This is a genomic window from Streptomyces sp. a15 (assembly GCF_059026085.1).
In genome coordinates this window covers 88,393-100,730 of the sequence record NZ_JBWLKM010000019.1, presented here as the reverse complement: position 1 = coordinate 100,730, position 12,338 = coordinate 88,393, and the positions used below count along the sequence as shown (strand labels likewise).

General features: G+C 69.0%; 12 protein-coding genes and 1 pseudogene. 2 read left to right on the top strand and 11 right to left on the bottom strand.

From position 1 onward, the window contains the following. Window positions 1–55 precede the first annotated feature (55 nt). On the top strand, window positions 56–541 hold the full coding sequence (locus AC5P09_RS21255; protein WP_493875404.1) for a methylated-DNA--[protein]-cysteine S-methyltransferase: 486 nt from the start codon (window positions 56–58) through the stop codon (window positions 539–541). 38 nt (window positions 542–579) lie between these two features. Here AC5P09_RS21255 and AC5P09_RS21250 read toward each other — a convergent pair whose 3' ends face one another. From AC5P09_RS21250 to AC5P09_RS21235, 4 genes and pseudogenes are all read right to left on the bottom strand, one after another. Next, window positions 580–948: a VOC family protein gene (locus AC5P09_RS21250; RefSeq protein WP_493875403.1), complete on the bottom strand. Its 369-nt coding sequence runs from the start codon at window positions 946–948 to the stop codon at window positions 580–582. A 15-nt stretch (window positions 949–963) separates the two neighbouring features. Beyond that, window positions 964–1,149, bottom strand: a pseudogene (locus AC5P09_RS21245) (NAD-dependent deacetylase); the annotation flags it as partial. A 2-nt stretch (window positions 1,150–1,151) separates the two neighbouring features. Next, window positions 1,152–1,646, bottom strand: coding sequence for an NUDIX domain-containing protein (locus tag AC5P09_RS21240; RefSeq protein WP_493875402.1), 495 nt, complete (start codon window positions 1,644–1,646; stop codon window positions 1,152–1,154). 47 nt (window positions 1,647–1,693) lie between these two features. Beyond that, window positions 1,694–2,770, bottom strand: coding sequence for an ADP-ribosylglycohydrolase family protein (locus tag AC5P09_RS21235; RefSeq protein WP_493875401.1), 1,077 nt, complete (start codon window positions 2,768–2,770; stop codon window positions 1,694–1,696). Window positions 2,771–2,994: 224 nt separating this feature from the next. On the opposite strand from AC5P09_RS21235, the gene AC5P09_RS21230 reads away from it, so the two are divergent. Then, on the top strand, window positions 2,995–4,113 hold the full coding sequence (locus tag AC5P09_RS21230) for a glycerate kinase (RefSeq protein ID WP_493875447.1): 1,119 nt from the start codon (window positions 2,995–2,997) through the stop codon (window positions 4,111–4,113). Between the two features lie 83 nt (window positions 4,114–4,196). On the opposite strand, the gene pssA is transcribed toward AC5P09_RS21230, so the two are convergent. The 7 genes from pssA to ccrA form a co-directional block, all read right to left on the bottom strand. After that, window positions 4,197–5,015 (bottom strand): CDP-diacylglycerol--serine O-phosphatidyltransferase, encoded by an 819-nt coding sequence (pssA, locus tag AC5P09_RS21225; RefSeq protein WP_266453019.1) that lies wholly within the window; start codon window positions 5,013–5,015, stop codon window positions 4,197–4,199. Window positions 5,016–5,037: 22 nt separating this feature from the next. Continuing rightward, window positions 5,038–5,694, bottom strand: coding sequence for a phosphatidylserine decarboxylase (locus AC5P09_RS21220; protein WP_266449955.1), 657 nt, complete (start codon window positions 5,692–5,694; stop codon window positions 5,038–5,040). Window positions 5,695–5,864: 170 nt separating this feature from the next. Beyond that, window positions 5,865–7,070 (bottom strand): acyl-CoA dehydrogenase family protein, encoded by a 1,206-nt coding sequence (locus AC5P09_RS21215; RefSeq protein ID WP_266449956.1) that lies wholly within the window; start codon window positions 7,068–7,070, stop codon window positions 5,865–5,867. A gap of 2 nt (window positions 7,071–7,072) precedes the next feature. Beyond that, window positions 7,073–7,585, bottom strand: coding sequence for a MaoC family dehydratase (locus AC5P09_RS21210; protein WP_067442528.1), 513 nt, complete (start codon window positions 7,583–7,585; stop codon window positions 7,073–7,075). A 5-nt stretch (window positions 7,586–7,590) separates the two neighbouring features. Beyond that, window positions 7,591–8,550 (bottom strand): HpcH/HpaI aldolase/citrate lyase family protein, encoded by a 960-nt coding sequence (locus AC5P09_RS21205; protein ID WP_493875400.1) that lies wholly within the window; start codon window positions 8,548–8,550, stop codon window positions 7,591–7,593. Then, on the bottom strand, window positions 8,547–10,574 hold the full coding sequence (locus AC5P09_RS21200; protein WP_493875399.1) for a protein meaA: 2,028 nt from the start codon (window positions 10,572–10,574) through the stop codon (window positions 8,547–8,549). Before AC5P09_RS21200 ends, AC5P09_RS21205 begins: the two co-directional genes overlap by 4 nt. An 8-nt stretch (window positions 10,575–10,582) precedes the next feature. Next, window positions 10,583–11,920, bottom strand: coding sequence for a crotonyl-CoA carboxylase/reductase (gene ccrA, locus AC5P09_RS21195; protein ID WP_493875446.1), 1,338 nt, complete (start codon window positions 11,918–11,920; stop codon window positions 10,583–10,585). Window positions 11,921–12,338: the final 418 nt, after the last annotated feature.

Sequence of the window (12,338 nt, the reverse complement as noted above, 5' to 3'; positions counted from 1 at the left end):
CACACAAGCATGCATAAGCACCCATAAGCACGCACAAGGATCCAGGGACGACTCCATGAAGCAGCACACAGTGACCGACAGCCCATACGGCCCCCTCACCCTCGTCGCCGACGACGGCGTCCTCTGCGGCCTCTACATGACCGGCCAACGCCACCGCCCACCGGAGGAGGCCTTCGGTGAACGTGACGACCTACCGGCCTTCGGGGAGGCCACCGACCAGCTGAAGGCGTACTTCGCGGGCGAGTTGAAGGAGTTCACACTTGAACTGCGCCTGCACGGAACCCCGTTCCAGCGCAGCGTCTGGGAACAGCTCCGGACGATCCCGTACGGCGAGACCCGCTCCTACGGCGAACTGGCCGACGCCCTCGGCACCCCCACCGCTTCCCGCGCGGTCGGCCTCGCCAACGGCAAGAACCCGGTCGGCATCATCGTGCCGTGCCACCGCGTCGTCGGTGCGAACGGCAGTCTCACCGGGTACGGGGGCGGCCTGGACCGCAAGCAGCGGCTGCTGGACTTCGAGAGCGGGCCGGCGCTGTTCTAGAGGCCTGCTCGGGTCAGCCCGCCCGCTCCGCCGGCGGGTCAGCCCGCCCGCTCCGCCGCACCGCGCTCCACGCAGAACTCGTTGCCCTCCGGGTCGGAGAGGACCGCCCAGCCCGTGCCGTCCGCGTTCCGGCGGTCGTCGACCAGGGTGGCCCCGACGGCGAGGAGGCGCTCGACCTCCTCGTCACGGGTGCGGTCCTGCGGCTGGAGGTCGAGATGGACACGGTTCTTGACCGTCTTGGGCTCCGGGACGGTGACGAACAGCAGACCGGCCCCCTCGATCAGTGCGTCCTCGTCTCCCGGCTTGTCGTCCTCGTGCACGGGCTGGCCCAGGACCTGGGACCAGAAGGTGGCGAGGCGGTAGGCGTCGGCGGAGTCGATGGTCACATGGCGAATGGCAGAGGTCATGGCAGCGATTCTGATCTACTCGCCGAGCTCGCGCAGCAGCTGGGGCAGCGCCGTGCCGATCGGCTCCCGGATCACCTCGTCGGCCCGCTCGTCGTACGGCGTCGGCTCGGCGTTGACGATGATCAGCCGTGCCCCGTGGTCGGCGGCGACACCGGCGAGCCCGGCGGCGGGCTGCACCTGCAGACTGCTGCCGACGGCGATTGTCAGCCCACCCGGTGCCCGTTCTCCAGCTCCGCTGTCCCCGAGCCCGCCGCGAGCACTTCCAGCGCGGTCAGGACGCGGTGGCCCAGGGCGCCGGGCAGGTACTCGGCGAGTTCCCCGCGCGGGACCATCCGCCAGGACAGCAGTTCCTCCTCCTGCAGGCGGATCGCCTTGAAGTCGTTCTCGCCGAGGACCCCGCCGTCGTACAGATACGCCACCAGCGGCGGGCGGGCCATCCCATGCACCCAGTCCACCGCGAGCAGCCGGCCGAGCTCGCGGTCCAGGCCGATCTCCTCGAACGTCTCGCGGCGCGCGCCCTGCCGCGGTGTCTCGCCCTGGTCGGACTCGATCGTGCCGCCCGGAAGCGCCCAGCCCTCGCGGTAGTTGGGCTCGACGAGCAGCACCCGGCCCTCGGCGTCGCGGAAGAGGGCGGCGGCGCCGGCCAGGACACGCGGGAGACCCGCGATGTACGTGGCGAAGTCTTCAGTGGAGGTCATCAAGGAAGGGTATCCAGCTTCCGCAACCCCACCTCCGCCTCCCTCGGCTAGGACTCCGCCGCCTGCGCCAGCCGCAGCGTCCGCTCCGCCAGCTCGCTGATCCGCACCCCGTCGAAGCCGAACACCGCGCTGCGCACCGTGTCCTCCAGCGGGTCCTTCCACTGGGCCGGGATGGCGTCCGCCCCGGTCAGCACGCCGGTCACCGAGCCCGCGGTCGCGCCGTTGGAGTCGGTGTCCAGGCCGCCGCGGACGGTGAGCGTGATGGTGCGGGTGAAGTCGCCGTCTCCGTACAGGAGCCCGGCGGTGAGGACGGCGGCGTTCGGGATGGTGTGGATCCAGCCGAGCCCGGCGGTCTCCTCGGCCACCGTGGTGAGCGTGTCCTCCCAGGTCATCCGGGTGGCGTGGAGCGACACGACCCGCCGTACGGTACGGGCGAGGCGGCTGCTGCCCGGGATGACGGCCAGCGCCTCGTCGACGGCGTGCCGCACGCTGTGCGCCGTGAACGCCGCCGAGACCAGCGCCGCCGCCCACATCGCGCCGTACACGCCGTTGCCGGAGTGGGACAGCACGGCGTCCCGGCGGGCGAGGGAAGCGGCGCGGCGCGGGGCGCCGGGGCGGGTCCAGCCGTAGATGTCGGCGCGGATGAGGGCCCCGATCCATTCCTGGTACGGATTGTCGTACGTCGCCGTCAGCGGCGGCTTCAGCCCGTTGGCGAGGTTGCGATAGGCGGCCCGCTCCGCCGTGAACGTCTGCAGATAGGGCAGCCGCAGCAGCCACAGGTCGCCCACCTGCTCGGTGCTGAAGGCGAAGCCGTGGGTCTCCAGGAGGTCGAGGCCGAGGATGGCGTAGTCGACGTCGTCGTCGCGGCAGCTGCCGTGGATGCGGCCGCGCACGCACTGGCGCCACTCGGGGCGCAGTTCGAAGCCGTCGCTCTCGCCGACGGGCTCGGGCAGGTAGTCGGTGAGCGGCAGCGCGGCGGCCTGCCGCAGATAGCGGTCGATCCGGTCCCGCGTCCACAGGTCGCCCTGCTCGACCGGTTTGCCGAGCATGTTGCCCGCGATCCGGCCCAGCCAGCCCCCGAGGACGCGGTCGGCGAGCTCGTGCTCGGTGCCCACAGGGGTCATAGCTCCGGTTTACCCAATTCCGGGGACGGCCGCGCGGCGTTCGGCCGTCCGCACAGGCATCCTTCAGGCTTGTCCCAGGGGCCGGTCGGGGCATGACGGCGCAGGCGTCCCCCGGTTAAGGTCGCAGCGGCGCGACTGGCCCCTTGACATGCGTGGGGCCCGGAGAGCAAGGGGAAAACAAGGTGGCGAACGCTGCAGTGAACAAGGCCCGGGTCGGAGCGCGGGTGCTCATCGCCGCGGACAAGTTCAAGGGCTCGCTGACGGCCATGGAGGTCGCCGAGCGGGTGACGGCCGGGCTGCGCCGGGCCGTACCGGGCCTCGACGTGGACTCGCTGCCGGTGGCCGACGGCGGCGACGGAACGGTGGACGCGGCGGTCGCGGCAGGATTCGAGCGGCGCGAGGTACGGGTCGCCGGCCCTCTCGGGCAGGAGGTGACGGCCGCCTTCGCGCTGCGCGGCGACACGGCGGTCGTGGAGATGGCGGAGGCGAGCGGGCTGCAGCGGCTGCCCGCGGGCGTCTTCGCACCGCTCACGGCGTCCACGTACGGCTCAGGAGAGCTGCTGCGGGCCGCGCTGGACGCGGGGGCGCGGACGATCGTGTTCGGGGTCGGCGGCAGCGCCACCACGGACGGGGGCGCCGGGATGCTCTCCGCGCTCGGCGCGCGGTTCCTGGACGCGGAGGGAGAGCCCCTCGCCCCGGGCGGCGGGGGCCTGGCGGACCTGGCCTCGGCCGATCTGACGGACCTGGACGCCCGGCTCGCCTCCGTCGAGTTCGTCCTCGCGAGCGACGTCGACAACCCGCTGACCGGCCCGAAGGGCGCACCGGCGGTGTACGGCCCGCAGAAGGGCGCCTCGCCGGACGACGTGCAGGCGCTGGACGCGGCGCTCGCGCACTACGCGAAGGTGCTGGAGCGGTCGATCGGCGCGAAGGCCGCCGAGTACGCCGCCTCGCCCGGCGCGGGCGCCGCGGGCGGCATCGGATACGGGGCTCTGCTTCTCGGCGCCCGCTTCCGTCCCGGCATCGAGGTCATGCTCGACGTCCTGGGCTTCGGGCCGGCTCTGGAGAAGGCCACCCTGGTGATCACCGGCGAGGGCTCCCTGGACGAGCAGACCCTGCACGGCAAGGCCCCGGCGGGCGTGGCGGCCGCGGCCCGGGCGCAGGGCAAGGAGGTCATCGCGGTCTGCGGACGGCTCGCCCTGCCGCCGGAGGCCCTGGGCCGGGCCGGCATCCGCCGGGCCTACCCGCTGACGGACGCCGAGCCGGACGTGGCCAAGTGCATCGCCGAGGCCGGCCCGATCCTGGAGCGGGTGGCGGAGGGGATCGCGCGGGACTTCCTGACCTGAGCGGCGCCCCGGAACACGCGAAGGGCCCCGAGCCGATCGGCTCGGGGCCCTTCACCCTGTTCACACTGTCTGTCGTACGACCGCTACGGCAGCTGTGCCGCCCGCGCCTCGCGCCGGTTGTCCCGGAAGTTGTTCACCCGGCGGGCCGTGGCGAACAGCGGGATCACCGCGCCCATGACCAGCTGGAGCGCGCAGCCCGTCTGCAGAAGCAGCTGGCCGCTGGGGGCGTCGAACGCCCAGGCCGCCAGGAGGCCCATGGACAGGACGATCCAGGCGAGCATCGCCACCGCGAGACGGCCCCGCGGCTTCGGGTACTCGACCCGGCTCACCATCAGCCAGGCCGTACCGAGGATCGCGAGAAGCGTCGCCACGAAGGGCAGCTCGAGCAGCACGATCGAGACCACCGTCAGCGCGCCGAACGGCGAGGGCATGCCCTGGAAGGTGCCGTCCTTCACCGTCACGCAGGAGAATCTGGCCAGCCGCAGCACCACCGCCAGGAGCACCACGATCGCCCCGACCGCCGCCACCCGCTGGTGCGCGTCGTCGGCGACCATGCCGTACACCAGGACGAAGTACGCCGGGGCCAGGCCGAAGCTGATCAGGTCCGACAGGTTGTCCAGCTCGGCGCCCATGGGGGAGGAGCGCAGCTTTCGTGCCACCAGGCCGTCGAAGAGGTCGAAGACCGCCGCGCACAGCATCAGGATGACCGCCGTGGCCGCGCTGTGGCGGGCCATGCCGGTTTCCTGGCTGCCGGTGAGGTGCGGGATCAGGATGCCGGTGGTGGTGAAGTACACCGCCATGAAGCCGCACGTGGCGTTGCCGAGGGTGAGCGTGTCCGCTATTGAGAGGCGCAGAGAGAGGGGCATCTCCTCCTCTTCGTCCACCTCGTCCGCCTCAGGCACCCAGCCCGTTTGGGTCTCCGGATCAATCACGGTCAATGCGAGTCACCCCAGCCACGGTCTTCTGACCGACCTCGACCGCCACCTCCACGCCCTCGGGCAGGTAGATGTCGACACGCGAGCCGAAGCGGATCAGGCCGATCCGGTCACCCTGTTCGACCTTGGTGCCCTGGGGCACGTACGGGACGATACGGCGAGCGACCGCGCCGGCGATCTGGATCATCTCGATGTCACCGAGTTCGGTGTCGAAATGCCAGACTACGCGCTCGTTGTTCTCGCTCTCCTTGTTGAACGCCGGAACGAACCCGCCAGGGATGTGTTCGACCGACGCCACCGTGCCGGAGAGCGGCGCGCGGTTGACGTGGACGTTGAGCGGGCTCATGAAGATCGCGACGCGGGTGCGACCGTCCTTCCACGGCATGATGCTCTGCACCACGCCGTCGGCGGGCGAGATGACCCGGCCCTGGGTGATCTCGCGCTCGGGGTCGCGGAAGAACCACAGCATGCCCGCCGCGAGCGCGGTGGCGGGCACGGCGACGGCCTTGGCGGCGCCGGACTTGCGCGCGCGTACCAGGCTGAGGGCTGCGGTGGCGACGGTCGGGAGGAGCCACGGCGATGCTCCGCGCGCCAGGCGTACGCCTGCCAGGCTGTCGCGAGGTGCAGAGGTTTGGCTGTGGGGCATGGATGACCTTCGTAGCGGATGATGCCGCGCTGCGGGAGGGGGACGGCGGCTTTCCCGGGATCGTACCGGTCGCGGGCCACAACTGGGCAAGCCAGGAAGCCGAGTCGGCGGCTGAAGCGTGTTGACGGGGTGTGATCTTCTTCTCGAAGAAAACACCCCAAACCCGACATCTAGCCTTGGAATCGATACTCTTCGAGCAGCCTGCGACCGATGATCATTTTCTGGATCTCGGCGGTACCTTCACCGATCAGCAGCATCGGAGCCTCTCGGTAGAGGCGCTCGATCTCGTACTCCTTGGAGAAGCCGTAGCCGCCGTGGATCCGGAAAGCGTCTTCCACGACCTCCTTGCAGTACTCGGAGGCGAGGTACTTCGCCATCCCAGCCTCAAGGTCGTTTCGTTCACCGGAGTCCTTTTTGCGTGCCGCGTTCACCATCATCGCATGGGCGGCCTCGACCTTGGTAGCCATCTCCGCCAGTTTGAACTGGATGGCCTGATGCTGGGCGATCGGCTTGCCGAAAGTGTGCCGCTGCTGGGCGTAGGAGACACCCAGTTCGAAGGCACGCTGGGCGACGCCGCAGCCACGCGCCGCCACGTTGACGCGGCCGACTTCGACGCCGTCCATCATTTGGTAAAAACCTCGGCCCGTGGCGCCGCCGAGCACCCGATCGGCGGGAAGGCGCAGGCCATCCATGATGAGCTCGGTGGTGTCGACGCCCTTGTAGCCCATCTTGTCGATCTTCCCGGGGATGGTGAGGCCGGGGCGGACCTCTCCGAAGCCGGGCTCCTTCTCGATCAGGAAGGTGGTCATCGACTTGTGGGGCGCGGTGCCCTCAGGGTGTCCTTCGTCACTTCGGACGAGTACGGCCACCAGACTTGACGTCCCCCCGTTCGTCAGCCACATCTTCTGGCCGGTCAGGACGTACTCGTCACCGTCCTTGACCGCCTTCGACGTGATCGCCGAGACGTCCGAACCGAGGGCCGGCTCCGACATCGAGAAGGCGCCGCGAATGTCGCCGGCCGCCATCCTCGGCAGGAAGTGGTCCTTCTGCTCCTGGGTGCCGTGCTGCTTGAGCATGTACGCCACGATGAAGTGGGTGTTGATGATGCCGGACACCGACATCCACCCGCGGGCGATCTCCTCCACGCACAGCGCGTACGTCAGGAGCGACTCGCCCAGACCGCCGTACTCCTCGGGGATCATCAGGCCGAACAGGCCCAACTCCTTGAGGCCGTCCACGATCTGCTGCGGGTACTCGTCGCGGTGCTCCAGCTCGGTCGCGACCGGGAGGATCTCCTTGTCCACGAAGTCGCGGACGGTGGAGAGGATCTCCTGCTGGATGTCGGTCAGACCGGCGGTCTGGGCGAGTCGCGCCATGACTACTTCTCCTGCTCCCTCAGCTGGGGCCGGCCGGGCTGCTCGCCGCCGCGCTCCTTGATGTACGTCTCGGTCGGCACCATCACCTTGCGGCGGAACACGCACACCAGCGTGCCGTCCTGCTTGTAGCCCTTGGTCTCGACGTGGACGATGCCGCGGTCGTTCTTCGACTTCGACGGCCACTTGTCGAGCACGGTCGTCTCGCCGTAGATCGTGTCGCCGTGGAAGGTCGGCGCCACGTGCTTGAGCGACTCGATCTCCAGGTTGGCGATCGCCTTGCCGGAGACGTCCGGCACCGACATGCCGAGCAGCAGCGAGTAGATGTAGTTCCCGACGACGACGTTCTTGCCGAAGTCGGTCGTCTTCTCCGCGTAGTTGCTGTCCATGTGGAGCGGGTGGTGGTTCATGGTGAGGAGGCAGAAGAGGTGGTCGTCGTACTCCGTGACCGTCTTCCCGGGCCAGTGCTTGTAGACGGCCCCGACCTCGAACTCCTCGTACGTACGTCCGAACTGCATGGCCGTCACGCCTCCGGGATCTCGAACTTGCTGGTGCGCTGCATGCCGGCGGCGCGTCCCTTGCCGGAGACCACCAGGGCCATCTTGCGGCTGGCCTCGTCGATCATCTCGTCGCCGAGCATCGCGGAGCCCTTCTTGCCGCCCGCCTCGGACGTGTAGTACTCGTACGCGTCCAGGATCAGCTCGGCGTGGTCGTAGTCCTCCTGGGAGGGCGAGAAGATCTCGTTGGACGCCTCGACCTGACCCGGGTGCAGCACCCACTTGCCGTCGAAACCGAGGGCCGCGGCGCGCTGGGCGACCTCGCGGTAGCCCTCGACGTTGCGGATCTGCAGGTAGGGGCCGTCGATCGCCTGGAGGTTGTTGGCGCGGGCCGCCATCAGGATCTTCATCAGGATGTAGTGGTAGGCGTCCGCCGGGTAGCCGGGCGGCTGCTCGCCCACGACCAGCGACTTCATGTTGATCGAGGCCATGAAGTCGGCCGGGCCGAAGATGATCGTCTCGACGCGCGCGGAGGCCTGCGCGATCTCGTTGACGTTGTTGAGGCCCTGGGCGTTCTCGATCTGCGCCTCGATGCCGATCCGGCCGACCTCGAAGCCCATGGTCTTCTCGATCTGCGTCAGCAGCAGGTCCAGCGCGACCACCTGCTGGGCGTCCTGCACCTTCGGCAGCATGATGCAGTCGAGGTTCGGGCCGGCGCCCTCGACGACCGTGACGACATCGCGGTACGTCCACTCGGTCGTCCAGTCGTTGACGCGCACGACCCTCGTCTTGCCCGTCCAGTCACCCTCGTTGAGGAACTTGACGATGGTGTGCCGCGCCTCGGGCTTGGCGAGCGGCGCGCACGCGTCCTCCAGGTCCAGGAAGACCTGGTCCGCGGGGAGGCCCTGCGCCTTCTCCAGGAAGCGGGGGTTCGAGCCCGGTACAGCCAGGCAGGAACGCCGCGGGCGAAGACGGTTGACGGTCATGCGGGGACCTCCAGGGGGTCGAGCTTGTTCGCTTTGCGGATCTCGTCGACGATGCGGCCGATGATTCCGGTGATGTCGAAGTCCTTCGGGGTGAAGACCGCGGCCACTCCGGCGGCCCTGAGCTGCTCGGCGTCACCATTGGGGATGATGCCACCGGCGATCACCGGTATATCTGTGGCACCGGCCACACGCAGCCGATCCAGCACGTCCGGCACCAGTTGGGCGTGCGATCCGGAGAGGATCGAGAGGCCCACCGCGTGCACGTCCTCCGCGATCGCCGCGTCCACGATCTGTTCGGGCGTCAGCCGGATGCCCTGGTAGACCACCTCGAAACCGGCGTCCCGGGCCCGCACGGCGATCTGCTCGGCGCCGTTGGAGTGCCCGTCCAGGCCGGGCTTGCCGACCAGGAAGCGGAGCTTGCCGACGCCGAGGTCGGCCGCCGTCAGGGTCACCTTGCGGCGCACGTCGGCCATCGCGCTGCCCTCCTCGGCGGCCACGGCGACCGGCGCGGACGACACGCCCGTCGGCGCCCGGAACTCGCCGAACACCTCCCGCAGCGCCCCCGCCCACTCGCCGGTCGTGACGCCCGCGCGGGCACACTCCAGGGTGGCCTCCATGAGGTTGGCGGTGCCCTTGGCGGCCTCCTTGAGCTTCTCGAGCGCCTTACAGGGGCGCGGGTGGTTGAAGGGCGGCTGGTACCGGGTGTCACGCCAGTGCTGGAGGGAGGCGATGACCCTCGCCTCGACGGCGGGGTCGACCGTCTGGATGGCCGTATCGAGGTCGGCCGTCAACGGATTCGGCTCGGTCGTCTCGAAGACGTTGACGCCCACGATCTTCTCTTGACCGGATTCGATACGGGCCCGACGCTCGGCGTGCGAGGCGACCAGCTGAGACTTGAGGTAGCCCGACTCGACGGCGGCCATCGCGCCGCCCATCCCCTCGATCCGTTCCATCTCGGTGAGGGACTCCTCGACCAGCTCGCCGACCTTGGCCTCGATCACCTTCGATCCCTCGAAGATGTCGGCGTACTCCAGCAGGTCGCTCTCGTACGCGAGCACCTGCTGCATGCGCAGCGACCACTGCTGGTCCCAGGGGCGGGGCAGGCCGAGCGCCTCGTTCCAGGCGGGCAGCTGAACGGCACGCGCGCGTGCGTCCTTCGAGAGGGTCACGGCCAGCATCTCCAGGACGATCCGCTGGACGTTGTTCTCCGGCTGCGCCTCGGTCAGGCCGAGGGAGTTGACCTGGACGCCGTAGCGGAAGCGCCGGTGCTTGGGGTCCTCGATGCCGTAGCGCTCGCGGGTGACCTGGTCCCAGATGCGGCCGAAGGCGCGCATCTTGCACATCTCCTCGACGAAGCGGACGCCCGCGTTCACGAAGAAGGAGATACGGCCGACGACGTCACGCATACGCTCCTGCGGCACCTGGCCGGAGTCCCGGACGGCGTCCAGCACGGCGACCGCCGTGGACATCGCGTACGCGATCTCCTGGACCGGCGTGGCGCCCGCCTCCTGCAGGTGATAGCTGCAGATGTTGATCGGGTTCCACTTCGGCATGTGGGAGACCGTGTACGCGATCATGTCCGTCGTCAGGCGGAGCGAGGGCACCGGCGGGAACACGTGCGTGCCCCGTGACAGGTACTCCTTGACGATGTCGTTCTGGGTCGTCCCCTGGAGCTTGGTGATGTCCGCACCCTGCTCCTCCGCGACGACCTGGTAGAGCGCCAGCAGCCACATGGCGGTGGCGTTGATGGTCATCGAGGTGTTCATCTGCTCCAGGGGGATGTCCTGGAACAGCCGGCGCATGTCACCGAGGTGCGCGATCGGCACGCCGACCCGGCCCACCTCGCCGCGGGCGAGGATGTGGTCGGAGTCGTAGCCGGTCTGCGTCGGCAGGTCGAACGCCACCGACAGGCCGGTCTGGCCCTTGGCGAGGTTGCGCCGGTACAGCTCGTTGGACGCCTCGGCCGTGGAGTGACCGGCGTAGGTCCGCATCAACCACGGCCGGTCCTTCTGACGCTCTGTCATCTGTGACCTCAGATGTTCCGGAAGCGGTTGATGGCGTCGACGTGCTTCGCGCGCTTCTCCGCGTCGCGCACGCCCAGGCCCTCCTCGGGCGCCAGGCACAGCACGCCGACCTTGCCCTGGTGGAGGTTGCGGTGCACGTCGTAGGCGGCCTGCCCGGTGTCCTCCAGGGAGTACACCTTGGACAGGGTCGGGTGGATCTTGCCCTTCGCGATGAGCCGGTTGGCCTCCCAGGCCTCGCGGTAGTTGGCGAAGTGCGAGCCGATGATCCGCTTCAGGGACATCCACAGGTAGCGGTTGTCGTACTCGTGGTTGTACCCGGAGGTCGAGGCGCAGGTGACGATCGTGCCGCCCTTGCGGGTCACGTAAACGCTTGCGCCGAAGGTCTCGCGGCCGGGGTGCTCGAAGACGATGTCGACGTCCTCGCCGCCGGTGAGTTCACGGATGCGCTTGCCGAAGCGCTTCCACTCGCGCGGGTCCTGGTTGTGCTCGTCCTTCCAGAACTTGTAGTCCTCGGCGGTGCGGTCGATGATCGCCTCGGCGCCCATCTTCCGGCAGATGTCCGCCTTCTGCTCGCTGCTGACGACACAGATGGGGTTGGCACCGCCGGCCAGCGCGAACTGCGTGGCGTAGGAGCCGAGTCCGCCGCTCGCGCCCCAGATGAGGACGTTGTCGCCCTGCTTCATGCCGGCGCCGTTGCGGGAGACCAGCTGGCGGTAGGCGGTGGAGTTGACCAGACCGGGAGCGGCGGCCTCCTCCCAGCTGAGGTGGTCCGGCTTGGGCATCAGCTGGTTGGACTTGACCAGGGCGATCTCGGCGAGGCCGCCGAAGTTGGTCTCGAAGCCCCAGATGCGCTGCTCGGGGTCGAGCATGGTGTCGTTGTGGCCGTCGGACGACTCCAGCTCGACGGACAGACAGTGCGCGACGACCTCGTCGCCGGGCTTCCAGGCGTTGACGCCGGGGCCGGTGCGCAGGACGACGCCCGCGAGGTCGGAGCCGATGATGTGGTACGGCAGGTCGTGCCGCTTGGTGAGCTCGCTGACCTTGCCGTAGCGCTCCAGGAAGCCGAAGGTCGACAGCGGCTCGAAGATCGAGGTCCACACCGAGTTGTAGTTGACCGAGGAGGCCATGACGGCCACCAGGGCCTCGCCCGGGCCCAGCTCGGGCAGTGGCACGTCGTCCAGGTGGAGCGACTTGCGCGGGTCCTTCTCGCGGGTCTGCATGCCCGCGAACATCTCCGTCTCGTCCTTGTGCACGGTGATCGCGCGGTACGACTCGGGGAGCGGCATGGCGGCGAAGTCGGCCGGCGTCGAGTCCGGCGACTGGATCGCGTCCAGGATGTCCTTCACGGTCACGGTTTGCCTCCGGCGAATGGCGTCTTGAGGGAAGACGCTGAGGGTTACGTCGGTGCTGCTGAGGGTGGGTGGGAAAGTGCCGTCGGTTCGGCGGTGGTGCTGTTCGGCAGCGCGTTGTGGCGCGGAAGGTTGCCTGTGACGCAGGCGTCCGGGCGAGCGAACCGATGGTTTGCTGGGACAGCCGGCGTACGAAAGGTCTCTGCACGCCGGCCGCCCGGACATCTCCAACGTATGACACCCCGTGTCACCCCGCAAGGCACTGAGTGCCAGAGATTGCGCTCACGCGAAATCTTTACGTAACAAATGAGCGATGATCGATCAAACGCCCAACAGCCCCTGGGAACTACTTGACACGTACCGGGATCGGCGGGCTGCGACCAGACGCGGTCGAGGCCAGGCACCACGCCACCAC

Bases quoted from the DNA above. Each gene is read 5' to 3' on its own strand.
- AC5P09_RS21255 (WP_493875404.1), top strand. From the start codon at position 56: ATGAAGCAGCACACAGTGACCGACAGCCCATACGGCCCCCTCACCCTC.
- AC5P09_RS21250 (WP_493875403.1), bottom strand. From the start codon at position 948: ATGACCTCTGCCATTCGCCATGTGACCATCGACTCCGCCGACGCCTAC.
- AC5P09_RS21240 (WP_493875402.1), bottom strand. From the start codon at position 1,646: ATGACCTCCACTGAAGACTTCGCCACGTACATCGCGGGTCTCCCGCGT.
- AC5P09_RS21235 (WP_493875401.1), bottom strand. From the start codon at position 2,770: ATGACCCCTGTGGGCACCGAGCACGAGCTCGCCGACCGCGTCCTCGGG.
- AC5P09_RS21220 (WP_266449955.1), bottom strand. From the start codon at position 5,694: ATGCCCCACAGCCAAACCTCTGCACCTCGCGACAGCCTGGCAGGCGTA.
- AC5P09_RS21215 (WP_266449956.1), bottom strand. From the start codon at position 7,070: ATGGCGCGACTCGCCCAGACCGCCGGTCTGACCGACATCCAGCAGGAG.
- AC5P09_RS21210 (WP_067442528.1), bottom strand. From the start codon at position 7,585: ATGCAGTTCGGACGTACGTACGAGGAGTTCGAGGTCGGGGCCGTCTAC.
- AC5P09_RS21205 (WP_493875400.1), bottom strand. From the start codon at position 8,550: ATGACCGTCAACCGTCTTCGCCCGCGGCGTTCCTGCCTGGCTGTACCG.
- AC5P09_RS21200 (WP_493875399.1), bottom strand. From the start codon at position 10,574: ATGACAGAGCGTCAGAAGGACCGGCCGTGGTTGATGCGGACCTACGCC.